The organism is Novosphingobium sp. ERN07, from assembly GCF_012641335.1.
Taxonomy (GTDB): Bacteria; Pseudomonadota; Alphaproteobacteria; order Sphingomonadales; family Sphingomonadaceae; genus Novosphingobium.
The window spans coordinates 539490-562122 of the sequence record NZ_JABAID010000001.1 but is presented as its reverse complement, the minus strand read 5'-3'; the positions used below and the strand labels follow the sequence as shown (position 1 = coordinate 562122).

Here is a 22633-nt window from a genome sequence, read left to right as displayed (position 1 = left end):
AGCGTCGGTGCGGGATGATCCGCACCGCGCTCGCTCTCGCCACCGCTTCGGCCCTCGTCTTTCACCTTGGCGGTTGCCAGAAGGGACCGGCCTCGCCCTCCCCCGATGCGACCGAGGCAATCACCGAAGCCCCCGCCACGCCTGCACTAACGCTCGCCCCCGAACCGCTGCCAATGGTCACGCCGGGCGAACCATCGCTCGCCCGCGATCCCGCACAGGCGATGCAGGCGCTGGCCGATGCGATAGAGGCGCGCGACTGGAAGGCCGTGCGCGGCTTCTGGGGTGACGGCGGCCAACGCAGCGGCATGGACGAACGCGCTTTTGCCGCAAAGTGGAGTACGCTGCTGGCCCCCGTGGTCACCGTGGGCAAGGGCGAACAGGAAGGCGCGGCAGGGTCGCTCTATTACACTGCCCCGATCACCATCGTGGACGGCCCGCGCACGCTCAAAGGCGAAGTTGTCATGCGCCGCGTCAACGATGTTCCCGGTGCAACGCCCGAACAACTACGCTGGCACATAGAAAGCACCACGCTCAAGCCCTGATAGCTTGCCAATTTCGTATGCAACACATACAGACTGCCTCCATCGCTGCCGGTATGGCGGCGAAGGGGGCACTTGTGGCACCGGGAGATGGTCGGCTAGGAGCGGCGTGAAGCTGCATTTCAGCCGATAAGGAAACGCGCCAATGATGCTGTACACGCTGATCTCGATGATCAACTATCTGGTCAACATCATCGTCATCGTGGTGATCGTCCAGTTCGTTCTCGGCCTGCTGATCTCGTTCAATGTCGTGAACATGCACAACAATGCGGTCGCGGCGATCTGGAAAGCGCTGAACGCCATTCTCGAACCGATGCTGCGCCCCATCCGCAAGATCATGCCCGATACCGGCGCGATCGATTTCTCGCCGATGGTGCTGATCATCGGCCTCAACCTGCTGACGATCCTGCTGAGCGGCATTGCCGCATCGACCGCCGGCGTCTGAATTTACGGACATTTCCATGACCGCTGCCGTAATCGACGGGAAAGCCTTCGCCGCCACTTTGCGCGCCCGCGTAGGCGAACTCGCCACCGCATTCGAAGCCAAGGCTGGCCGCAAGGCGGGCCTCGCCGTGGTGCTGGTGGGCGAAGACCCGGCCAGCCAGGTCTATGTCCGCTCCAAGGGCAAAAGCACCGTCGAAGCAGGCATGAACAGCTTCGAACACAAGCTGCCTGCCGATACGTCGGAAGCCGATCTGCTCGCCACCGTCGAACAGCTCAACGCCGATCCGGCGGTGGACGGCATCCTCGTCCAGTTGCCGCTGCCCCGCCACATCGATGAACAGAAGGTCATCGCCGCAATCAATCCTGACAAGGACGTCGATGGCTTTCACGTGACCAACGCAGGCCGCCTCGCCGTGGGCCAGCCGGGCTTCGTGCCTTGCACGCCGCTGGGCTGCTCGATGCTGCTGAAAGACAAGCTGGGCGATCTGTCCGGCCTCGATGCCGTGGTGATCGGGCGTTCCAACATCGTGGGCAAGCCGATGGCGCAACTTCTGATTGCCGAAAGCTGCACCGTCACCGTCGCGCACAGCCGCACAAAGAACCTTGCCGATGTGGTGCGCCGCGCCGACATTGTGGTCGCCGCCGTGGGCCGCCCGGAAATGGTCAAAGGCGATTGGATCAAGCCCGGCGCCACCGTGATCGACGTGGGCATCAACCGCGTGCCCGGTGCCGAAGAAGGCAAGACCAGGCTGGTGGGCGATGTGGACTATGCTTCCGCCGCCACCGTCGCCTCGGCCATCACGCCCGTTCCCGGCGGCGTCGGCCCGATGACCATCGCCGTGCTGCTGCGCAATGCGCTGGTCGCCGCCTATCGCAACGAAGGGCTGGACCTCGCCGCCGACGCGGTTTGAAGCCTTACCCACCCTTCGTCATTCCCGCGCAGGCGGGAATCCAGACCTGATCAAGCAAGCGTCGTCGCCATGCGACGGCAAACCTGTCGCTGGATTCCCGCCTGCGCGGGAATGACGAAGGGTTATGGACGGGGTGGGCAGCGCGCACCCCATCGGCTAGACATGCCGCATGAAGCGCCTGATCCCCCTCGCATTCCTTCTCTGCACGGGCCCGCTCCTCGCCCAACCCGGCCCGCCACCTGAAGGCGAAGGCGGCCCCGGTCGCCCGCAACGCGCCTATGCGAACCCCAGCGCCCTGATCGCGGCCGATATCGCCTTCGCTCGCCTCGCCCGCGAAAAGGGCCAGTGGACCGCCTTCCGCGATACCGCTGCCGAAAGTGCCGAAATGTTCGATGGCAAGCGCGTGGCAGCCAAGGCGCTGCTCAAAGACCGCAAAGACCCTGCCGAGCCCTACAAATGGGCGCCCCGCGCGGCATGGATCGCCTGCGATGGCTCAGCGGGCCTGACCATCGGCGGCGCAAGCTACCCCGGCGGTGGAAGTGGCGAATACGTGACCGTGTGGGAACGCCAGTTCAAGGGCAAGCAGGAATGGAAATGGGTGCTCGACGATGGCACGGCGCTACCCAAGGCCCTGCCCGAACTCGACTGGGTGCAAGGCACCGTGGCCGATTGCCCGGTCCGCCGCAGACCCGATGGCGATGTGCCGCCCCAGCCCGGCAGCCGGCGCGAACGCAAGGAGCAGGACAAGGCCGCGCCGTTCATGCCGCCCGCTGGCCCGCTTCCCGCCAGCGATGCCCCCGCAGGCGCTGACAGCAAGATCGGCCAGTCCCGCGATGGCAGCCTTGCGTGGCGCTCCACCGTCCTGCCCGATGGCAGCCGGCATCACACCGCATGGATGTGGAAGGACGGCGCGATGAAGCCCGTGTTCGACCGCGTATTTCCCGGAAACGGAGCCTGACGCGATGTGGCAACTGTTCATCTCCGCCTTCATCACGCTGTTCGTGGTGATCGATCCGCCCGGCTGCGCCCCGATCTATGCGGGCCTCACCGCCAATGCCTCGGCCAAACAGGCGTTCAGCATGGCCCTGCGCGCCTGCGTGATCGCCACCGGCATCCTGCTGGTCTTCGCGCTGTTCGGTGAAGATCTGCTCGGCGCACTGCACATCGAACTCGACAGCTTCCGCATCGCAGGCGGCATCATGCTGTTCCTGATCGCGCTCGACATGGTGTTCGAAAAGCGCACCGAACGGCGTGAAGAACGCGCTGAAAAGGTCCGCACCGCACAGCCGCACGTCGAAGACGTATCGGTCTTCCCGATGGCCATGCCGATGCTCGCTGGCCCCGGTTCCATCGCCTCGGTCATGCTGCTCACATCACGCGCCAACGGCACGCAGGAAACCGCCGTGATCCTCGGCGCGCTGGGCGTGGTCATGGCCTTGAGCTTCATCGCCCTCGTCGCCGCCCGCCCGATCATCCGCGCGCTGGGTTCACAGGTCGAAGCCGTGATAACCCGCCTGCTCGGCGTGTTGCTGGCAGCGCTGGCCGCACAGTTCGTGATCGACGGGATACAGGCGCAGTTTTAGCGCCAGATTACCTTAGCGTTTGCGGCACCGGTTCACTTCCCCGGACCGATCACCCCACGGAGGTATGCTCTGGGTGGTCGGGCCGGGGGAGTGGGCCGGTGCCGCCTAGCCTTCCGCGGATGCGGAAGGCGTACCTATTGAAGCGTCACGCGCCCGTCATCGTCACTATCGCGTCTGCCGAAGAACTGCATCAGTTGCACCAGCAACTCACAGCGCTCGGCCAGCGAATTGGCCTCAAGCAGCGCCTGCTTCGCCGCCGCATCAAACGGCGCGATCTGCGACACGCCATTGATCAACGACATATCGTCCAGCCGTCCGACCGAATCCCAATCCACGGCATAGCCTTGCGCATCGGCAAACTTGCGCGATTCGCGTTCGAACGATGCGCGCTCCACCGCGCTCAGCACTTCGTCCATATCGTCGGCGATCAATTCCGCCTCGATCTGGCGAAACGGCGTGGTCACTTCCAGTTCGCGGATTACCCGAAAGCGGGAAATGCCTTCCAGCACAAGGTTGTAACGACCATCCTCCAGCGCTTCGACATCGGCAATCTTGCCAACGCACCCTACGCGAAACAGCGGTGCCCTTTCACCGCCTGTCTGCGGCTGGATCATCGCGATGCGCCGGTCCCGCGCCAGCGAATCGCTCACCAGCGCGCGGTAACGCGGCTCAAAGATGTGCAGCGGCAATTGCAGCCCCGGATAGAGCACCGCACCTGCCAACGGGAAAATCGACAGGCGCGTGGGGGTTGTGCTCGCGCCCATCGCGGTCAACCGAACAGCACGGTGGAAAGCTTGCGCCGCGTGGCCGATACCCACGGATCTTCAAGACCAATCGCCTCGAATATCTGCAACAGGCGGGCCTTGGCCGCGCCATCGTTCCATTCACGGTCCGCCGCAATCATCGCCAGCAGCTTGCCCGCCGCCTCATCGCGTTCACCCGCAGCATAAAGCCCGTTAGCGAAGGCCAGTTGCGCTTCCATATCCGCCGGACGCTCCGCCGCCGCAGCCCGCAGCGCGGCCAGTTCGCCCGCTTCCGGCGCGTCCTCGGCCAGCGCCAGCATCGACCGGACCTGCGCGAACACCGGGTCCGCCGCCAGCTTGGGATCAAGCGAATCGAGCACGCCTTGCGCCTCCTCCGCCTGCCCTGCAGCGATCAGCGCGCGAAGCAGCCCTGCATGAGCCTGCGCATTGTCCGGCGCGATTTCGACGATCTGGGCGAATATGCTGACCGCGCGTTCGCCATCGCCCCCGGCCAGGATCTCCTCGCCCATCGCCAGCAGCGGCGCAACGTCCTGCTCCGGCTCGCCCGCCTGAACCGGCAGCTTCTCCAGCAACTGGTCGAGATACTGCTTCAATTGCGATTCGCTGCGCGCCGGCGTCAGGTCTGCCACCGGCTGCCCTTGAAACATCGCATAGACCGTCGGGATGGACCGCACCTGAAATTGCGCGGCGATGAACTGCTCTTCATCGACGTTCACCTTGGCAAGGATCACGCCCTTGTCGGCATAGTCCGCCGCCACTTTTTCCAGCACCGGGGTCAGCGCCTTGCATGGCCCGCACCACTCCGCCCAGAAGTCGAGAATGACCAGTTTGGTCATCGAAGGTTCGACAATGGTCTTGCGGAAGCGGTCGACCGCTTTCTGTTCGTCCAGGTTTAGCCCCATGCTGGCCAAAGTGCGTCTCCGATAAGGTCAGGTGCATCTAGGTGCGTCTAGGTGCACTTCAGGATTTGCCGCACAATGTGGTGCGCAGCCACCGTTCGGCAAGGGGAATCAGGCATTTCGAGAAAGACTTCGCCCCACATGCATTTTTGGTGTTGCGCTTCTGCCGAGTCACCGTTAGAGGCCCCCACACCCCAGCCGGACGGGGCATCTCCAACCGGCCAGAAACGCACGAGCGGGCGTAGCTCAGGGGTAGAGCACAACCTTGCCAAGGTTGGGGTCGAGGGTTCGAATCCCTTCGCCCGCTCCAGTTTCCTTATCACCGAAATCTCTGAAAACAGGCGCAATTCATCCCTTCGGGGAAACACTTGCAGCTATTCACCTGCGCGCTCTGCCGCATCGGCACGCAACGCTCTGCGACGCGAATTGCAGTGTTTGTGGAAGTGCCGGGACAGGCTAGGCTTTGCATTGTAATCAGCTAATGTTTCGACTTGCTGGAGTTGCCACCTTGCATCGTACGTTTGCCGCCAAAATTCTTTCCGTCATCGCTGTGCCTTTGCTGATCGCCACCACTCCGGCTGCGGCGCGCGAAACGGCGTTTCCGGCGATGTCGGAAGAAGTGCTGGCCCCGAAGACCGCGCCCAAGGGCTATGACGTGACAGTCATCGTCTTTTCGGATTACGGCTGCCCTTATTGCAAGAAGCTGCACGGCACGCTGGCGCAACTGCTGGCACGCGACCGCAAGGTGCGGATCGTCTGGCGCGACTGGCCGATTTTTGGCGGCGCATCGTTGCTGGCGGCACGCGCGGCGATTGCCAGCCAATGGCAGGGCAAGCACGCTGCGTTCAACGCCGCGCTGTTTGCCCAACCGGGGCGGATGACCGAAGAATCGGTGCAGGCTGCGGCCAAGGCAGCCGGAATCGATTGGGCGCGGTTGCAGCAGGACATGAAGGCAAGGGCCAATGAAATCGATACGGTGATTGGGCGCAGCAATAGCGGTGCCAAGGCTCTGGAATTTCAGGGCACGCCGGGCCTGCTCATCGGCAATGCCCGCTTCGGCGGCGCAGCATCGCTTACACAGTTGATGGAGGCCGTGGCGCAGGCCCGCAAGGATGGGCGCGGGTGATTTTCGCTGCGCTGCAATATCGGGTTTATTGCTGAATTGCTGCGAATTCAGCGCTTTTGTCGATCACTGTGATGAGGCAAACCCGTTGGGAATGCCCAAACAACTGACCTAACCGATCTGTCAGGCCCTGTTCGTGCACGGGGCAAACAGGAGGAGAGTCAGCCATGACAATCAGGAACATCACATTGGCCGCACTGCTGGCCGCCGGTTCGACGCTGGCGTTGACCGGGGCCGCCCATGCGCAGGACAAGGCAGCCTCGCCGGTCATTTCCGAAGGCACCGCCACCAAGGAATGGTGGCCCAAGAGCGTGGACCTTACCGCGCTGCGCCAGAATGAAGCGACCAAGGCCAATCCCTATGGCCCGGACTTCGATTACGCCAAGGCTTTCGCAACGCTCGATCTCGATGCAGTGAAGGCCGATATCCGCAAGGTGCTGACCACTTCGCAACCGTGGTGGCCCGCGGATTATGGCCACTACGGCCCGTTCTTCATCCGCATGGCGTGGCACAGCGCGGGCACCTATCGCACGGCGGACGGGCGCGGCGGGTCTGACGGTGGCGAGATGCGTTTCGAACCGCTGAATTCCTGGCCCGACAACGTGAGCCTCGACAAGGCGCGCCGTCTCGTCTGGCCGATCAAGCAGAAGTACGGACGCAAGCTTTCTTGGGGCGATCTGATGGTGCTTTCGGGCACCGTCGCGATGGAAGACATGGGCTTCAAGACGCTGGGCTTTGCCGGTGGCCGCGTGGACGCATGGCAGCCCGATCTGGTGTTCTGGGGCCCGGAAACCAAGATGCTGGATGACAAGCGCCGCGACTCCAAAGGCAACCTGAAAGGGCCGCTGGGCGCTACGCAGATGGGCCTGATCTATGTAAACCCCGAAGGTCCGAATGGCGTGCCCGATCCGCTGGCCGCAGCAACCGACATCCGCCGGGCCTTTGGCGCGATGGCGATGGATGATGAAGAAACGGCGGCACTGATCGTGGGCGGCCACACCTTTGGCAAGGCGCACGGCGCGCACAAGCCCGAAGAGTGCGTGGCGGGCGATCCCGGCGTGGGCAAGATCGAACAGCAGGGCCTTGGCTGGGCCAACAAATGCGGCAAGGGCAATGCCGAGGATACCGTGTCCAGCGGCCTTGAAGGCGCATGGTCGGCCAATCCGATTGCGTGGAGCAGCCAGTACCTCGACAACCTCTATGGCTTTGAATGGGTGAAAACCAAAAGCCCCGCAGGCGCAACGCAATGGATTCCCAAGAACCCGGCGGCGGCAAGCCTAGTGCCAGACGCACATCGCGCGGACGTGCGCCACGCGCCGATCATGTTCACCACCGACCTTGCGATGCGGGAAGACCCCGGCTTTCGCAAGATCACGCAAGGCTGGCAGAAGAATCCCGATGGCCTTGCCGATGCCTTTGCCCGCGCATGGTTCAAGCTGACCCACCGCGACATGGGGCCGCAGGCGCGCTATCTGGGCAAGGACGTGCCCAAGGTGACGCTGACGTGGCAAGACCCGCTGCCTGAAGCGAAGTATGCCATGATCGACACCACCGATGTGGCGCAGCTTAAAAGCAGCATCCTGTCATCCGGCCTGACCACGGCGGAACTGGTGCGCACGGCATGGGCATCGGCATCGACCTTCCGCGCCACGGACATGCGCGGCGGTGCCAATGGTGCGCGTCTGCGGCTTGCCCCGCAAAAGGACTGGGCGGTGAACGATCCGGCGGAGGTAACCAAGGTCACGGCCAAGCTCGACGCAATCCGCACCGCCTTTAACAAAGGCGCAAAAGGCGGCAAGCAGGTGAGCCTTGCCGATCTGATCGTGCTGGGCGGCAATGCCGCTATCGAGCAGGCAGCGAAAGCTGCCGGGCAGGATGTGGCGGTGCCATTCACGCCGGGCCGGGTCGATGCCACGCAGGCGCAGACCGATGTTGCTTCGTTCACCTTCCTTCAGCCCAAGGCCGATGCATTCCGCAACTACTACGCTGCCGATGCGTTCTACGCCCCGGTCGAAGCGCTGGTGGACAAGGCCGATGCGCTGGACCTGACCGTGCCGGAAATGACCGTGCTGGTCGGCGGGATGCGCAGCCTTGGCGCCAACGCCGGCGGATCGAAAGCGGGCGTATTTACCGACCGTCCGGGCACACTGAGCAACGACTTCTTCGTCAACCTGCTGTCGATGGACAATGTGTGGGCCAAGGCTGCCACGCCAGGCCTGTATGAAGCCAAGGACCGCGCCAGCGGCACGGTGAAGTGGACCGCAACGCCAGTGGACCTCGTGTTCGGATCGAATTCCGAACTGCGTGCGGTGGCGGAAGTCTATGCCTCTGACGATGCGAGGCAGAAGTTCGTGACCGACTTCGTGGCAGCATGGACCAAGGTGATGAACGCCGACCGGTTCTGATCGACAGCGAATCCGGTGCCTCCGGGTTGGTGCGGCGGCGGGGTGATGAACCCTGCCGCCGTATCTATTGCGGCTCTTCCCCGGCCAGACGCGGCGCAATCAGCGCACAGGCGATCAGTTGCAACTGGTGGAATACCATCACCGGCAACAGCACGATGCCGACCGAGGCTGCCGGGAACAGCACGCCCGCCATCGGCACGCCCGAAGCGAGGCTCTTTTTCGAACCACAGAACAGCAGGACCACAGCGTCCTCGCGTGAAAGGCCCAGCGCGCGGCCCAGTGCCCATGTTGCGCCCAGAACCGCGCCCAGCAGCGCAAGGCAGACAAGCGCCAACACCAGCAGGCTGGACGGCGCAACGCGCTGCCACAGACCTTCGACCACAGCCGCACCGAACGCGGCATAGACCACCAGCAGGATCGACCCGCGATCAACTTTGCCCAGCCACGCCTTGTTGCGTGCCACGAAACCGCCGATCCACGGGCGCAGAACATGCCCGACAATGAAAGGCAGCAGCAGTTGCAGCACAATGGTTTCGACCGAGGCCCATGAGAACCCGCCCGTCGCCCCGCCCATCAGCAAAGCGACAAGCGCAGGCGTGAGAAAGATACCGGCAAGGTTCGAAAACGACGCCGCACAGACCGCCGCCGCCACATTGCCCCGCGCAATCGCGGTAAATGCAATGGAGGACTGCACCGTCGATGGCAGCAGCGTGAGGAACAGCAGGCCCGCCGCGAAATCCTTGTCCAGAAACGGCAATGCGGACCCGACAAGGCCGAGCAGCGGAAACAGCACGAACGTGGCCGCCAGCACCATCAGGTGCAGCTTCCAGTTGCGCGCGCCATCGATGATCGCCTGCCGCGAAAGTTTGGCCCCATGCAGGAAGAACAGCAGCACGATCCCCGCATCCGCCGCGCCCGCAACCACAGGAACGAAAGCACCGCGTGCAGGCAGCAGCGTGGCCAGCAACATCGTGGCCAGAAGTGCGACAAGGAAGGCATCGACGAGCCCGAAGATGCGCCGGATCATGGGAGCGGTCCTTCGCTGCTTCTCGACGAATGGCGCACCCGACTGGATTCGAACCAGTGGCCTTTGCCTTCGGAGGGCAACGCTCTATCCAGCTGAGCTACGGGTGCAGGCCTGCCGCGCACCTAGCAGCGCTGCGGCGCGGTTGCCAGTGGTTTTGTTCGTGCGGCGCGGTTTAGCATTTTGGTAGCGGACGCGGTGCTAGGCCCGTGGCCATGCAGGGACATCTTCCATCAGGCCCGTCTGGCGATTCGCGTACGGCGGGTTCGACCAAAACAGGCCGCGCCGAATTTGGGCAGGCTTCCGGCAACGCCATGTCGATGAAGTGGTCCGCGCTGCACGATGCGTCATCGGTGGTTGGCCAACTGGCCGGGCTACAGCCAGAAGCGCGCAAACCCGAAGTGCGCAATTTCCCCGCGATCATGCGCGATACCGGGGGGTGGCGCTATGAACTGGCCCGGCAGGGGGTCGACGATCTGGCGGCATTCATGGAGCCAGGTCTGGCCGCGCTGCTGGCCGTATCCGCGCGTGGACATTCACCCGGCCCTGCCGCAACCGCACTATGGCATGAATTCGTGGAGGCGCGCAGCGCGCTGCTGGCCCTGATCCCGCCGCTGGGAATCAAGCGCAGAACCTGAATCCTATCCGCCCCACGCCGCACAGTGGGGATCAAGGCTGACCAGATGCCGCCGCAGCGATGCACGGGCGAGCCGTTCAACCTCGGCCTTGCGCCGTCCCGCAGCCAGCGGAACAGTAGGCGCAGGCCGCAGGATTTCAGCGTCATACCCGTCGGCCACGATCACCCCGCAGGCGTGCGGCAGGAAATCTTCGGTATCCAGCACGGCCCGATCAAGGTGCGGTGCCAACCCCCAGTAAAACCGGTCGCAATGGTCGAGATAATCGGTCCACTTCGCATCGCCCAGCAGATCGGCGCGGGCCACCTTGATCTCCACGATCACAACCTGCCCTTTGGCATCGATGCCCATCAGGTCTGCCCGGCGGCCTGATCGCAGCGGCATTTCGGGCAGGCACCAGATATCGTTGCGCGCAAACAGACGGCATATGCCGCGCGCCACGGTGCGCGCTTCGCGCTCAACTGCTTCTGGGCTGGCAGATGCAAAGGCCGACAGTGATTCGATCATGTCGGCCATAATATGAACAAAAAGCGAACAGGTAAAGCTTTACCAAAGCCCCAGCGTCTGCACGAACAGCCACACGCCGGTCGCCACCAGCAGTGCCGCTGCAATCATCCGCACCATATCGAGCGGCACGCGCTTGATCAGTTCGTGGCCAAACACCACCGCGGGCACATTGGCGATCATCATGCCCAGCGTGGTTCCCGCCGTAACAGCCAGGGCATCGTTGAAGCGCGCACCCAGCGCAATCGTGGCGATCTGCGTCTTGTCGCCCATTTCCACGATGAAGAAGGCGACCAGCGTGGTGAGGAACGCGCCAAAGCGCTCAGGCTTGGGCGTTTCGCTGTCATCCAGCTTATCAGGCACCAGCGTCCACAGGCCCATCGCCACGAAGCCCACCGCGATGGCAAAGCGGAACCACTGGCCATCAAGGAATGCTGCCGCCGTTGCCCCCAGCAGCGCGGCAAGGAAATGGTTGGCCAGCGTTGCGCCGAGAATACCCAGCACGATGGGCAGCGGCCGCTTGAACCGCGCCGCCAGCACGATGGCCAGAAGCTGCGTCTTGTCACCAATTTCGGCCAGCGCGACGATGGCCGTGGACGTGGTAAAGGCTTCAAACATGGATTTTTCCGGGGCCGGGTGGAGCAAACAGGCCAACAGCAGCGTGCTCTTCCACCCGGCCCGGATAGAAAGCGCGCTGCCATTGGTCTCGCCCGGAGGACCGCGAATGGTCCCACCGCCTGCGCCACGGCCTCTCGACCGAGTATGTTGACGCTGAGAGCCGCTACGCAAACGAAGCGGTGGCTACTCCCCAAATGACGTGGGCCAAGCGTTAGCCGCGTATGGCCAAGGGCGCAAGACCGCGTTAGGGCCAGAACAGCGTTACCCGGCCACGGGCACGCAGGAGGGATAATTGAGGAAAACCGCAGCACTCGCTGGCGCCCTGCTGATCGCCGGGGTAACCGATGCCGCCCACGCAGCGGACGGGGCCGATGGGCCGTTCACGCTGTCTGCTTCGGCGCGGTTGCGCGTGGAATCAATTGACGGCCAGTTCCGCCCCGCCCCCGCGCCTGAAAACGATACGATGGTTTCGCTGCGCACCGAAATTGCCGCGCGATACGATGCCGGTCCGGTGCGCTTCGTGGCAGAAGTGTGGGATGCACGCGCATGGGGACAGGATGCACGGTCATCGGCCAATACCAGCGAGGTAAACGCGCTGGAGCTGGTGCAGGCCAACGTGCAGGTGCCGCTGGCAGGCAAAAGCGTGCTGACACTGGGGCGCTATACACTTGATCTGGGCAACCGCCGCATGGTGGCGCGCCAGCGTTTTCGCAACACCACCAATGCCTTCACCGGCGCGCATCTGGCGCTCGAAGGCACTGCGGGCCGCAAGCTGGACCTGATCTTCGCGCTGCCGCACCAGCGCTTGCCCGATGATGCCGCAGGTATCCGGGCCGACCGGGTGAAAGTGGATCGCGAGAGTTTTGACGTGATGTTCTTCGGCGCGCACGGCACACTGCCAAACGTGCTGGGCGGAACGTTGCAGCCTTATGCCTTCGGCCTGATCGAACAGGACGGCGCGCGGCTCGCCACCGCCAACCGCCGCATCGGCACGCTGGGCGCGCGGCATTTCGTGAAAGCGAAGGCCGGGGCCTGGGACCACGAAGTGGAAGGCGCAGTGCAGTTCGGCAAGGCGCGGCGCACCTCGTCCGCTACCGACGTTACCGATCTCGATGTCTTCGCATGGTTCCTCCATGCCGAACTTGGCCATACGCTGGCCGGTGGCTGGACGCCGCGCGTTGTCGCACAGTTCGATGCTGCCAGCGGCGATGGTGGCAAAGCGGGCAAGTTCACCCGCTTCGACACGCTCTATTCCGCGCGGCGCTTCGAATTTGGGCCAAATGGGCTTTATGGGCCCTTCCGCCGGAGCAACATGATATCGCCCTCGCTACGGCTCGAAGTGACACCTTCCAAGCGCACCGACGCTTTCGTGGCGTGGCGCAGTGCTTGGGCCGAAAACCGGCGCGACCAGTTCGCCGCCACCGGGGTGCGCGATGCCAGCGGCGCGTCGGGATCGCTGGGCGGGCACCAGATCGAGGCGCGCGTGCGGCACTGGATCGTGCCGGGCCTGCTGCAAATGGATTCCGGCGCTGCTGTGCTGCTCAAGCGCGGCTTGCTCCGCGATGCGCCCAATGCACCTGCCACCGGCAATACACGCTATGGCTATATCGATCTGACGCTTTCGCTCTGACGGGCGGCCACAGCATCAAGAATCGCCAGCTTGCGCGATACGCTGGCGGACGGCCAAGCCGCTATTTCATCCAGCGTGCGTTGGCAGCCCCGGCACAATGCGTTGCCGGGGTCGATCTGGCACACGCCAGTGCAGGGGCTTTGCGGATCGACCACGATCACCGCGCCGATTTTTCCGTCGCCAGCCGCGTCATCAGCAGGGCGGCGCGCTTTGCCTGCGTCCAGATGCTGGGCACGTCCACCGTCTCGCCCGGTGCGTGATCACCGGTTGAATGCGGGCCAAGGCCAACAAGGCCATCGACGTATTCCGCCACGAAGCTGATATCGCCCGCCCCGCGCTTCATCGGGTCAAGCGGCTGCATCGCGGGCAGGCCCATCGTGGCGTTCACCTGATTGAGCTTTGCCAGCAGCGCCTTGTTGCCGTCCGTCGGGGCCATCGGTGGATAGCCTTCGCTGAACTCGATTCTGGCCGAAGTCACACCGGGAAAGGTGCGCGCAACGATGCCTTCCATCTTGCGCATGGCGTTGCGGTTCTGTTCAGGACTCAGCGTGCGCAGATCGCCGCGCGCCACCACTTTTCCGGCGATGATATTGGTCTTCCCCTGTGCCGAAACGTGGGCGTTGTCTTCCGCCACCTCAGCTTCTGCCCCACCCGCGATCAGGCCGACGTTGAGCGTGAGATAGGGTTCGGGCAATTCCTCGCGCAGGGCGTTCACGATCTTTGCGGCGGCATAGATCGCGCCATCACCCGCGCGTTCGCCCCAGACACCGCTGGAATGGCCAGACTTCGCCTCAATCGTCAGCGTCCAGCTTTGCGAGGAACGGCGAGCAATCGATCCCATGTCCTTGCCGTCTTCGCGGCTGAGGCCTTCAAAATCGAGCGCCACATGGGCGGCCTTTGCCGCCGCTACCAGATCGGCACGGGCGACTTCTGGGGGGGAACCGGCCTCTTCCTCGTCCCCGGTAAGGAAGACTTCGATATTGGCATTCTTCAACGTGCCCGCTGCCTGCATCGCGCGCACGGCGGCAAGGATCACCGCAATCCCCCCCTTGTCATCGCCCACGCCGGGACCAGTCGCCTTATCGCCTTGCAGAACATAGGTCTGGAACGGCGAATCCGGTTCGAACACCGTGTCCAGATGGCCGATGAGCAGCAGCTTCTTCGCGCCCTTCTTCCCCTTGTGAGTCAGCACAAGGTGCCCTGCGCGCCCGGTTTGCTCCATCGGAATCCAGCGCGCCGCAAAGCCCAGCGCCGTAAATTCCGGCACCACGATATCGCGCACCTTGCGCACGCCTTCCAGATTGCGGCTACCGGAGTTCTGGTTGACCATCGTTTCAAGGAATTTCAGCGTCTTGGCCTGTTCCGCATCGACCGTGGCGATCATCTTTGCATCAGGACCGGCAGGCGCTGCATGGGCAGCACCGCAGGCAAAAGCAACGGACAGGGCAGCAGCGGCAATCGGACGCATCAGGAACTCCTTTGGCCGCCACGTTGGCGGCGCACCTGCGGCCTTGCAACCGTCTTTTCGCGCGAAATTCCTTGCTTTGGCGGGAACCTGTGCCTATGTGCGGCGCAGCAAGACCGGCGGTGGACATTCCGCTGCAATCCGGGTGCTGGCGTGAGAGCCTGCTGAAAAGCAACGGTTCCGCCCCGGATGAACGGTTCTTTGCCCCGCCCGCTTCCCCTTTCACGCATGGGTCGCACGATCGACCCCGCTCGTGCCCTTCCGGCATGTGCGCATAGCGAATCCATTTGCCTGTCGGCTTTATGGCCGATGGCTTCACGAAAGCATTTTCATGTCCTATTTTTCCGACCTCGGCCTTGCCGAACCCATTCTGCGCGCGCTCGAATCCAAGGGTTATAACGACCCTACGCCGATCCAGCGCCAGTCCATTCCCGCCTTGCTCGAAGGGCGTGACCTGCTGGGCATCGCGCAGACCGGCACGGGCAAGACCGCAGCATTCTCGCTGCCGTCGCTCCACCGCCTTGCCGCCAACCCGCAGCCGCGCAAGCCTGCTTCGTGCCGGATGCTGGTGCTTTCGCCCACGCGCGAACTGGCAGCACAGATTGCCGACAACATGAAGGGCTATGCCCGCTATCTCAACCTGATCGTCGATTGCGTGTTCGGCGGCGTGCCCGTGGGCAAGCAGGCGCGCCGTCTGGTGCCCGGCGTCGACATTCTCGTCGCCACCCCCGGCCGCCTGCTCGACCTGATCGACCAGCGCGCGCTGACGCTGTCGCGCACCGAAATCTTCGTGCTCGACGAAGCCGACCAGATGATGGACCTCGGCTTCATCCATGCGCTGAAGCGCGTGGCGAACCTTCTGCCGAAGACGCGACAGAGCCTGTTCTTCTCGGCCACGATGCCCAAGGCCATCGAGGATCTGGGCAAGCAGTTCATCGTCAACCCGGTGCGCGTCGAAGTGGCTCCGAACTCGACCACGGCAGAGCGCGTGGAACAGTACGTCACGTTCATCAATCAGGCCGAAAAGCAGGCGCTGCTGACCCTGCGCATCCGCGCGCTGCTGGCGTCCAAGGAGCTTGACCGCGCGCTGGTGTTCACCCGCACCAAGCACGGTGCCGACCGTGTGGTACGCCACCTTTCGTCCGCCGGGATTGATGCGCGCGCCATCCACGGCAACAAGAGCCAGGCCCAGCGCACCGCCGCCTTGGAAGCGTTCCGTCAGGGTTCGTGTCCGGTGCTGGTCGCCACCGATATCGCCGCGCGCGGCATCGACGTTTCGGGTGTGAGCCACGTGTTCAACTTTGAGCTGCCCAACGTGCCCGAACAATACGTCCACCGAATCGGCCGCACCGCACGCGCGGGCGCCGATGGCATCGCGATCAGCTTCTGCGCGCCGGATGAAAAGCCTTACCTCAAGGACATCGAGAAGCTGACGCGCGTCAAGATCGACGCGATGGCGCTTCCCGAAAACTTCATGGCCGAAGCCGCCAAGCTCCCCGCCCCCAACCGCAAGCCTGCCGAACTGGAGCAGGACGCGCGCCGCGATGCGCGTGGCAATGGCGGTCGTGGCAACGCCCATCCCCGCAACGGAAACCCGAACCGCAACGGCCAGAGCCACGGCGGCAAGGCCCAAGGTCGTGACGGTCGCCCGCGTGACGTCTCGCCACGCCAGGAACGTCGCGATAGCGCTCAGGGCGATCGCGGACCAGTTCGCAACCCAGTGCTCGATGCCACTGTTAACGGTGGTGAGCGCGACGGCAACAAGCCCCGCAACTTCCGTCCGCGCGGCGCGCCGGGCGTAGGCGCGCACCGGAACAAGGTGCGCCGCGCAAGCTGATCCTCCGACAGGCGGCCCTGCCCAACGGCAGGGCTGTCCTCGGCCAAAAAACCTTGGCATAGCGGAACGCGATGGACAGCGTTCTTGCCTCGGCAGTTGCCATGACCGTGATCGTCGCGGTGCGCTACCTGCTCACCAGCGGCCTGTTTGCCTGGGCGACGCACGAGGTGCGGCCCGGCCATTACAATGGCCTTGAAAAGCAGATCCGCTCCGAAATCGGCTGGAGCCTTGCCACCGCCGCGATCTATGGCGTACCCGCAGGCGTGGTCGCATGGGGTTGGCAACAGCACGGCTGGACCATGATCTATACCGATCCACAGGCCCTTCCGCTGTGGTGGATGCCGGTGTCACTGCTGGTCTACCTCTTCATTCACGACACATGGTTCTACTGGACCCACCGCTGGATGCACCGCCCGGCGGTGTTCACCCGCATCCACGCGATCCACCACGCCAGCCGCCCGCCCACCGCATGGGCAGCGATGAACTTCCACCCCGTTGAGGCGGCCGTCGTTTCGCTGCTGATCCCCGCGCTGGTCTTTGTGATCCCGATCCACGTCGGGATGCTTGGCCTTGTCCTGCTGATCATGACCGTGATGGGCGTGACCAATCACATGGGCTGGGAGATGTTCCCCACATGGCTCGTTCATTCGCGGGCAGGCAACTGGCTGATAACGGCGAGCCACCACCATCGCCATCACGAACTCTATCGCTGCAACTACGGCCTCTATTTCCGTATCTGGGACCGGCTTTGCGGCACCGACAAGGGACTGTCTGCCCCATGAAGCGCACCGCCATCCTGCTCCCCCTGCTACTTGCCGGAAATGCCCCCGCCCCCACCACAATCACGGTCGACATCACCGGCCTGCGCAATACCAAAGGCATGGTGTGGCTGTGCATGAGCGCCAATCCAAAGCTCTTCCCCGAAGGCTGCGACAAGGATCCCAATCGCCGCTCGGTTTCGATCAAGGCAAGCGATCCGGGCACGCTGGTGATCCGCGATGTTGCACCGGGCCGCTATGCCATCGTCCTGCTGCATGATGAAAACGGCAACAAGAAGATGGACAAGACCCTGTTCCTGCCGAAAGAGGGCTTCGGCTTTTCGCGCGATGCACCGGTAAAGATGTCCGCGCCCAAATTCGAAGCCGCCGCTTTTGACGTTACCGGCGCGCCGCTGCGCATGAAGATGAAGGTCCGTTACCTCTAGTGCCAGTTTCGCCTGTCCACACCACGCCCGGCCCCACACCGGGAAGCGCCTTCGCACCGTTCCGCTACCCCGCTTTCCGCGCGATCTGGACGGCCAACCTGTTTTCCAGCATCGGCTCGATGATTCAGTCGGTCGGTGCGGCATGGCTGATGACAGAGCTGACCACATCGCACCTACTGGTGGCGCTGGTGCAGGCATCGGCCACGATCCCGATCCTGCTACTGGGCATGTTCGCAGGCGCGATTGCCGATAACTACGACCGGCGGCGCGTGATGATGGCCGCGCAGGTGGGGATGCTGATCGTTTCGGCCGTGCTGGCCGGTCTGGCCTTTACCGACAATATCGGCCCGTGGTCGCTTCTTGCACTCACGCTGATGGTCGGCATCGGCACCGCATTGAATGGCCCGGCATGGCAGGCCTCGGTGCGGCTGCAAGTTGGCCCGACAGACCTGCCGCAGGCAATCTCGCTCAATGCCATATCGTTCAACCTTGCCCGCAGCGTCGGCCCGGCGCTGGGCGGCATCCTGATTTCGCTGTGGAGCACCAGCCTTGCCTTCGCGCTCAATGCGATCAGCTACCTCGGCATGATCGTGGTTCTGGCGATGTGGCGGCCCGAATCGCTGCCGCCGGTGCGGGAACCAATGATGCAGGCCATCGGGCGCGGCATAAGGTTCTGCGCCGCCTCGTCCCCCATTCGCAAGGTGCTGCTGCGCGGCCTGCTGATGGGCCTTGGCGCATCTGGGCTGCAGGCGCTGATGCCCAGCATCGCGCGCGATATGCTGCACGGCACTGAACTGGACTATGGCCTGATGCTGGGCGGCTTCGGCATCGGCTCCATCGTCACCGCGCTCAAGATATCGCAGATCCGCCGCCGCTTCGGCAGTGAAGCCGTGGTAACCACCGCCACGCTGATCTTTGCTGGCGCGCAAGTGCTGATGGGGCTTTCCACCAGCATCCCGATGGCCGTTGCCGCCGCATTCCTCGGCGGGGTGGGCTGGGCCAGTACGATGACCAGCCTGAACGTGGCCATGCAACTCCGCAGCCCGGAAGACATCCTTGGCCGTTGCCTGTCAATCTATCAGGCGGTGACCTTCGGCGGGATGGCGCTGGGTGCATGGGTGTGGGGCGCGGTCGCAGATGCTTTCAGCCTGCCGATGGCACTGCATCTGGCCGCCGTCTGGCTTGTCGCTTCCACCATCATGCACTTCATCGCGCCCATGCCCACGCGCGAAGAAGGCCTTCTCAATTCTGTGCCGGAGAGCAAACCTTGACCGATTCCCGCCCGCTTCGTTCCGTACTGTACATGCCCGCCAGCAATGCCCGCGCGATGGCCAAGGCACGCACGCTCGATTGTGATGCAGTGGCGCTCGATCTCGAAGATGCTGTCGCGCCCGAAGCAAAGGCCGATGCCCGCGCCGCTTTGGTGGCAGAGGCGCAGGCAGGCGGCTTCGGCCATCGCCGCCTGATCGCACGCATCAATGCGCTGTCCACGCCGTGGGGGCATGACGATATCACAGCCCTTGCCGCCGCTCCGGTCGAAGCCCTGCTCGCCCCCAAGGTGGATGACGCCGCCGATATCGAAGCGCTGTCTGCCGCGATGGATGCCGCAGGCTTTGCGCCCGACGTTGCGCTGTGGGTGATGATCGAAACACCCCGCGCCGTGCTGGCGCTCGAACGCATTGCCGCCTGCGCATCGTCCACGCGCCTTGCCGGGTTCGTGCTGGGTCTTAACGATCTGGCCAAGGACAGCGGCATCGCGCAATTGCCGGGCCGCGCCGCTTTCATGCCCGTGCTGACGCTGGCAGTGCTGGCCGCCCGCACCAATGGTCTGATCATCCTTGATGGGGTGTGCAACGCTATCGAAGATCAGGCCCGGCTCGAAGCCGAATGCAGCCAAGCCCGCGATTCGGGTTTCGATGGCAAGACACTGATTCATCCCGCACAACTTGATGTGTGCAACCGCGTTTTCGCGCCTTCGGATGAAGACATTTCCGAAGCGGAGGCAATTGTCGCGGCCTTTGCCGACCCGGCAAACGCCGGCAAGGGTGCGCTGCGAGTGAACGGAAAAATGGCGGAATTGCTGCATCTGACGCAGGCAGAGCGCCTTTTGGCCAAGGCAGCCGCCATAGCAAAGCGTTAACGCGCCGGAAGCCATCCTGGCGCAACTTAAGCACTTCTTCACGAAGTTGCGCCAGACAAGTTCCCGGACAAAGAGCCTGATCCGAAACTCCGGCGGCGGAGGGTTGGCGAGGGATTTTTTGTGCTGATGAGGAGTGACCGCCGCCGCGATGCAGGGACATCGTGGCAAGATCGCGACGAAAGCAGCGCGAAAAAGACCCGCAGACCGACCCGCTGGAGTTTCGGATCAGGCTCAAAGGGGACCAGGTGGGTTTGATGGATACTTTGCGCGATTTCGACCGGGACAGCAGCGTCGAGACCGACTTCGACCTTTCCGGCTACGAAGACGATGTGGCGAACGATCCGCCGCCGCAAGTTGTGGGGCAGGATGAGCGCCGTATGCAGGTGCGCGCCTACAACTATTGGGCGGGCCTGCTGGGCGATCATGCCTTTCCGCAAGTCACCACGCTGCTTGATGGCCAATACCCCGATTTTGCCGACAACCTTGTATTGCTGCATTTCGACGATGGCATCGAAGACCCGGCGATCACCTTTCTCGGCACCAAGCTGGCCGATGAATGCGGCACGGAAAGTTCTATCGAACGGCTCAGTCAGGTTCCGGGCCGCTCGCTGCTGTCGCGCATTACCGACCATTACATGCAGATCATCGCCAATCAGGCGCCGATCGGGTTCGAAGCCGAATTCGTCAACCAGCATGGCCGCACCATCCTTTATCGCGGCATCCTTCTGCCCTTCTCCTCCGATGGCACCGCGATCGATTACATCATGGGCGCGATCAACTGGAAGGAACTGGCCGATCAGGCGACGACTGACGAATTGCTGCTCGAAATCGGACAGGCCCTGAATGCCGCACCGCCCCGAAAAGAAGTGCGGCGTCCGCTGATCGCAGCGGGCGATGCTTGGGCTGATGGTCCGACCGCCTTTGCTGACAGCCCGCTCGATCTTGGCGAATTTCCTGAACCCGCGTTCGGGCTAGATGACGATATCTTTCCCGTTCCGGCCAAGGCGATCGAACCGGAACCTGAAGCTCTGGCAGACTGGCTGGCCTCCGCCCGCGAACTGGCGCTCGCCGCCAATTCCAGCGAAGACCGCACCCGCGCCACGCTCTATGCCGCCATCGGGCGCGCTTGGGATTTCGCGCTGGCCGCGCAGGCTGAACCCGATGATTTTGCCGAACTGCTCGAAGATGCAGGCCTGACCATGCAGGAACGCGCGCCGATGACCCCGGTGGTCAAGCTCGTGTTCGGCGCGGATTACGACAAGACCCGCCTGACCGAATATGCCGCAGCCCTCACTCACGCGCAGCGCATGGGATTGGGCAAGGGTTCGCTGGCGGCCTATCTTTCCGATGCACCGGGCGGCCTGAAAGGCGTGATCAACACCGAACGCCGCCTGCGCCGCGAAGAAGCGGGCAAGGCGCTGGCCAAACGCGGCCCCGAAGCGCTGGCAGAATCGCTGCGTGCCATTGCCCCGCGCAAGATCACCGAAATCGCCCCGTCCGAAGGCGCAGAATTCGCACTGGTCATGGTCCGCCGCCTCGAATCCGGCGAAGTGGTCGCACTGGGCGAAGTGACCGACGATGCCACCCTGTTCGAAAAGGCCGCGCGGCACCTCATCGGGTAGGGTACTTTCGCCGCGCGTTTTGCCCTGCTAGCCGTTGCGCCATGACGGTTAGAGTACTTTCCGACCACTCTGGATCACCACGATTGCCGCAGGAAGCATCTCGGCAAGAAGCCTTGCGCAGGGCGGGCTGGTGGCCCGGACAAGCAAGGCGACGCTGTCCGAGATGCTTCCTGCGGCAACCCCGCAGAGGCGGGCCACTTTTGGCCGATTGCTGCGTCTCTCGTCGGTCACTATGCAATGGCATGGCTCCCTCCTCGATCCTTGCACTCGGCCAAAATCGACTCCGTCGTGGTAATTCAGAGTGATCGGGAAGTACTCTAAGGGCAGATGGCGCATGGGTTGGATTGGCTGGACGGCGCTGTGCCTTGTCCTGCTGGGCGGTTTGGGTTTTCTGGCTTTCCGCCACGCGCTGGAACGCAATTCCGTGGCCGTGCTCGATAGTGCGGACAAACTGCTCAACGGCGGCGATGGCGCGATCCGGCAGGTGGCCGATCTGCGCTATGGCCAAGACCCCGCACAGAAACTGGAAATGTTCGTGCCGCAAGGCACCACCGCCCCGTTGCCGATCCTCGTGTTCGTTCACGGAGGCAGTTGGGCCAGCGGCGATCCGCACGACTACCGCTTCATCGCCCGCACGTTTTGCGCCCAAGGGTTTGCCGTGGTCCTGGCGGGCTACCGGCTCTATCCGCAGGCCCAGTTCCCGGCGATGCTCGAAGATGGCGCGGCCACGCTACGTTGGGTGCATGATCACGCGACGAAGCTAGGCGGCGATCCCGCGCGCGTGGCGCTGATGGGCCATTCCGCCGGGGCCTATAACGTTGCCATGCTCACCCTCGATCCGCAGTGGCTGACCGGCGTGGGCCTTGATGGCAGAACCATCCGGGGCACCGTTGCGCTGGCCGGGCCATTCGATTTTCTGCCGCTCGATAGCGACGCCACAATCAATGCCTTCGGCAAGGCCGCCGATCTGGCGCAAACCCAGCCGGTCAACTTCGTGCGCAAGGATGCACCGCCAATGCTGCTCGTCACCGGCGATGCCGATACCCGTGTGCGCCCGCGCAATTCGCAGTTGCTCGCACAGTTGCTTACCAAAGCGGGCGTGCCCAATCAGCCAGTGCTGCTTGAAGGCGTTACCCACGAAAAGATCATCATGATGTTCGCGCAACCCTTTTCGCGCGATACTCGTGCGCTTGATGCCGTCTTGCCGTTTCTGCAACGGGTGACCGCACCTTCAGTTGCGGTTCAGGCAGCGCAGCGATAGTTCCTCGCCCGTGAGCCGTATTCTC

Annotated in this window: 23 protein-coding genes and 2 tRNA genes; 17 read left to right on the top strand and 8 right to left on the bottom strand. The window is 63.6% G+C overall.

Annotated features, from left to right (window positions below; genetic code table 11):
• Positions 1-14: 14 nt before the first annotated feature.
• The 5 genes from HGI47_RS02790 to HGI47_RS02770 all read left to right on the top strand — a co-directional run bounded on the left by HGI47_RS02790 (position 15) and on the right by HGI47_RS02770 (position 3477).
• The gene (locus HGI47_RS02790) at positions 15-542 is read left to right on the top strand and encodes a hypothetical protein (RefSeq protein WP_168851216.1); all 528 of its coding nucleotides are present in this window, start codon (positions 15-17) and stop codon (positions 540-542) included.
• A 142-nt stretch (positions 543-684) separates the two neighbouring features.
• Positions 685-984 carry a YggT family protein gene (locus HGI47_RS02785; protein ID WP_168851215.1) on the top strand — a complete coding sequence of 100 codons (300 nt, stop codon included), beginning with the start codon at positions 685-687 and terminating at the stop codon, positions 982-984.
• 16 nt (positions 985-1000) lie between these two features.
• Complete coding sequence (gene folD, locus HGI47_RS02780; RefSeq protein WP_168851214.1) at positions 1001-1894, top strand: bifunctional methylenetetrahydrofolate dehydrogenase/methenyltetrahydrofolate cyclohydrolase FolD; 894 nt, start codon at positions 1001-1003, stop codon at positions 1892-1894.
• Between the two features lie 169 nt (positions 1895-2063).
• Positions 2064-2852: a hypothetical protein gene (locus HGI47_RS02775; protein ID WP_168851213.1), complete on the top strand. Its 789-nt coding sequence runs from the start codon at positions 2064-2066 to the stop codon at positions 2850-2852.
• Positions 2853-2856: 4 nt separating this feature from the next.
• Positions 2857-3477 carry a MarC family protein gene (locus HGI47_RS02770; protein WP_168851212.1) on the top strand — a complete coding sequence of 207 codons (621 nt, stop codon included), beginning with the start codon at positions 2857-2859 and terminating at the stop codon, positions 3475-3477.
• A 134-nt stretch (positions 3478-3611) separates the two neighbouring features.
• On the opposite strand, the gene HGI47_RS02765 is transcribed toward HGI47_RS02770, so the two are convergent.
• Together HGI47_RS02765 and HGI47_RS02760 are read right to left on the bottom strand one after the other, a co-directional pair.
• Positions 3612-4241: an LON peptidase substrate-binding domain-containing protein gene (locus HGI47_RS02765; protein ID WP_168851355.1), complete on the bottom strand. Its 630-nt coding sequence runs from the start codon at positions 4239-4241 to the stop codon at positions 3612-3614.
• A 5-nt stretch (positions 4242-4246) separates the two neighbouring features.
• Complete coding sequence (locus tag HGI47_RS02760; RefSeq protein ID WP_168851211.1) at positions 4247-5143, bottom strand: tetratricopeptide repeat protein; 897 nt, start codon at positions 5141-5143, stop codon at positions 4247-4249.
• A gap of 232 nt (positions 5144-5375) precedes the next feature.
• On the opposite strand from HGI47_RS02760, the gene HGI47_RS02755 reads away from it, so the two are divergent.
• The 3 genes from HGI47_RS02755 (at position 5376) to katG (ending at position 8668) form a co-directional block, all read left to right on the top strand.
• Positions 5376-5450, top strand: a tRNA-Gly gene (locus tag HGI47_RS02755).
• A 198-nt stretch (positions 5451-5648) separates the two neighbouring features.
• Entirely contained in the window at positions 5649-6266 is a 618-nt protein-coding gene (locus HGI47_RS02750; RefSeq protein WP_168851210.1) for a DsbA family protein, read from the top strand.
• Positions 6267-6430: 164 nt separating this feature from the next.
• Positions 6431-8668 (top strand): catalase/peroxidase HPI, encoded by a 2238-nt coding sequence (katG, locus tag HGI47_RS02745; protein WP_168851209.1) that lies wholly within the window; start codon positions 6431-6433, stop codon positions 8666-8668.
• Between the two features lie 64 nt (positions 8669-8732).
• Here the strand turns inward: katG and HGI47_RS02740 are convergent, their stop codons facing one another.
• Both HGI47_RS02740 and HGI47_RS02735 read right to left on the bottom strand, forming a co-directional pair.
• On the bottom strand, positions 8733-9695 hold the full coding sequence (locus HGI47_RS02740; RefSeq protein WP_168851208.1) for a bile acid:sodium symporter family protein: 963 nt from the start codon (positions 9693-9695) through the stop codon (positions 8733-8735).
• A gap of 30 nt (positions 9696-9725) precedes the next feature.
• Positions 9726-9802: transfer RNA gene (locus HGI47_RS02735), tRNA-Arg, on the bottom strand.
• Positions 9803-9907: 105 nt separating this feature from the next.
• Here HGI47_RS02735 and HGI47_RS02730 point away from each other — a divergent pair.
• Positions 9908-10330: a hypothetical protein gene (locus tag HGI47_RS02730; RefSeq protein ID WP_240949925.1), complete on the top strand. Its 423-nt coding sequence runs from the start codon at positions 9908-9910 to the stop codon at positions 10328-10330.
• Positions 10331-10333: 3 nt separating this feature from the next.
• Here HGI47_RS02730 and HGI47_RS02725 read toward each other — a convergent pair whose 3' ends face one another.
• Positions 10334-10834, bottom strand: a complete 501-nt coding sequence (locus HGI47_RS02725) for an MmcB family DNA repair protein (protein WP_168851207.1) — start codon at positions 10832-10834, stop codon at positions 10334-10336.
• Positions 10835-10873: 39 nt separating this feature from the next.
• Positions 10874-11449, bottom strand: coding sequence for a TMEM165/GDT1 family protein (locus HGI47_RS02720; RefSeq protein ID WP_168851206.1), 576 nt, complete (start codon positions 11447-11449; stop codon positions 10874-10876).
• Between the two features lie 292 nt (positions 11450-11741).
• On the opposite strand from HGI47_RS02720, the gene HGI47_RS02715 reads away from it, so the two are divergent.
• Positions 11742-13079 carry an alginate export family protein gene (locus tag HGI47_RS02715; protein WP_240949924.1) on the top strand — a complete coding sequence of 446 codons (1338 nt, stop codon included), beginning with the start codon at positions 11742-11744 and terminating at the stop codon, positions 13077-13079.
• Here the strand turns inward: HGI47_RS02715 and HGI47_RS23015 are convergent.
• Positions 13052-13204, bottom strand: coding sequence for a DUF1289 domain-containing protein (locus tag HGI47_RS23015; protein WP_370521615.1), 153 nt, complete (start codon positions 13202-13204; stop codon positions 13052-13054). The two genes, HGI47_RS02715 and HGI47_RS23015, sit on opposite strands and share 28 nt — an antisense overlap.
• 32 nt (positions 13205-13236) lie before the next feature.
• Positions 13237-14547, bottom strand: coding sequence for a M20/M25/M40 family metallo-hydrolase (locus HGI47_RS02705; protein ID WP_168851205.1), 1311 nt, complete (start codon positions 14545-14547; stop codon positions 13237-13239).
• Between the two features lie 328 nt (positions 14548-14875).
• Between HGI47_RS02705 and HGI47_RS02700 the strand changes: the two genes are divergently transcribed.
• The 7 genes from HGI47_RS02700 to HGI47_RS02670 all read left to right on the top strand — a co-directional run bounded on the left by HGI47_RS02700 (position 14876) and on the right by HGI47_RS02670 (position 22608).
• The gene (locus HGI47_RS02700) at positions 14876-16381 is read left to right on the top strand and encodes a DEAD/DEAH box helicase (protein WP_168851204.1); all 1506 of its coding nucleotides are present in this window, start codon (positions 14876-14878) and stop codon (positions 16379-16381) included.
• A gap of 71 nt (positions 16382-16452) precedes the next feature.
• Complete coding sequence (locus tag HGI47_RS02695) at positions 16453-17163, top strand: sterol desaturase family protein (protein WP_168851203.1); 711 nt, start codon at positions 16453-16455, stop codon at positions 17161-17163.
• Positions 17160-17585 carry a DUF2141 domain-containing protein gene (locus tag HGI47_RS02690; RefSeq protein WP_168851202.1) on the top strand — a complete coding sequence of 142 codons (426 nt, stop codon included), beginning with the start codon at positions 17160-17162 and terminating at the stop codon, positions 17583-17585. Before HGI47_RS02695 ends, HGI47_RS02690 begins: the two co-directional genes overlap by 4 nt.
• On the top strand, positions 17585-18856 hold the full coding sequence (locus HGI47_RS02685) for an MFS transporter (protein ID WP_168851201.1): 1272 nt from the start codon (positions 17585-17587) through the stop codon (positions 18854-18856). The genes HGI47_RS02690 and HGI47_RS02685 overlap by 1 nt, the downstream gene beginning before the upstream one ends.
• Positions 18853-19725, top strand: coding sequence for a CoA ester lyase (locus HGI47_RS02680; protein ID WP_255460582.1), 873 nt, complete (start codon positions 18853-18855; stop codon positions 19723-19725). The genes HGI47_RS02685 and HGI47_RS02680 overlap by 4 nt, the downstream gene beginning before the upstream one ends.
• A gap of 254 nt (positions 19726-19979) precedes the next feature.
• Positions 19980-21347 carry a hypothetical protein gene (locus HGI47_RS02675; protein ID WP_168851199.1) on the top strand — a complete coding sequence of 456 codons (1368 nt, stop codon included), beginning with the start codon at positions 19980-19982 and terminating at the stop codon, positions 21345-21347.
• A 334-nt stretch (positions 21348-21681) separates the two neighbouring features.
• Positions 21682-22608 (top strand): alpha/beta hydrolase, encoded by a 927-nt coding sequence (locus HGI47_RS02670; protein ID WP_168851198.1) that lies wholly within the window; start codon positions 21682-21684, stop codon positions 22606-22608.
• Positions 22609-22633 lie beyond the last annotated feature (25 nt).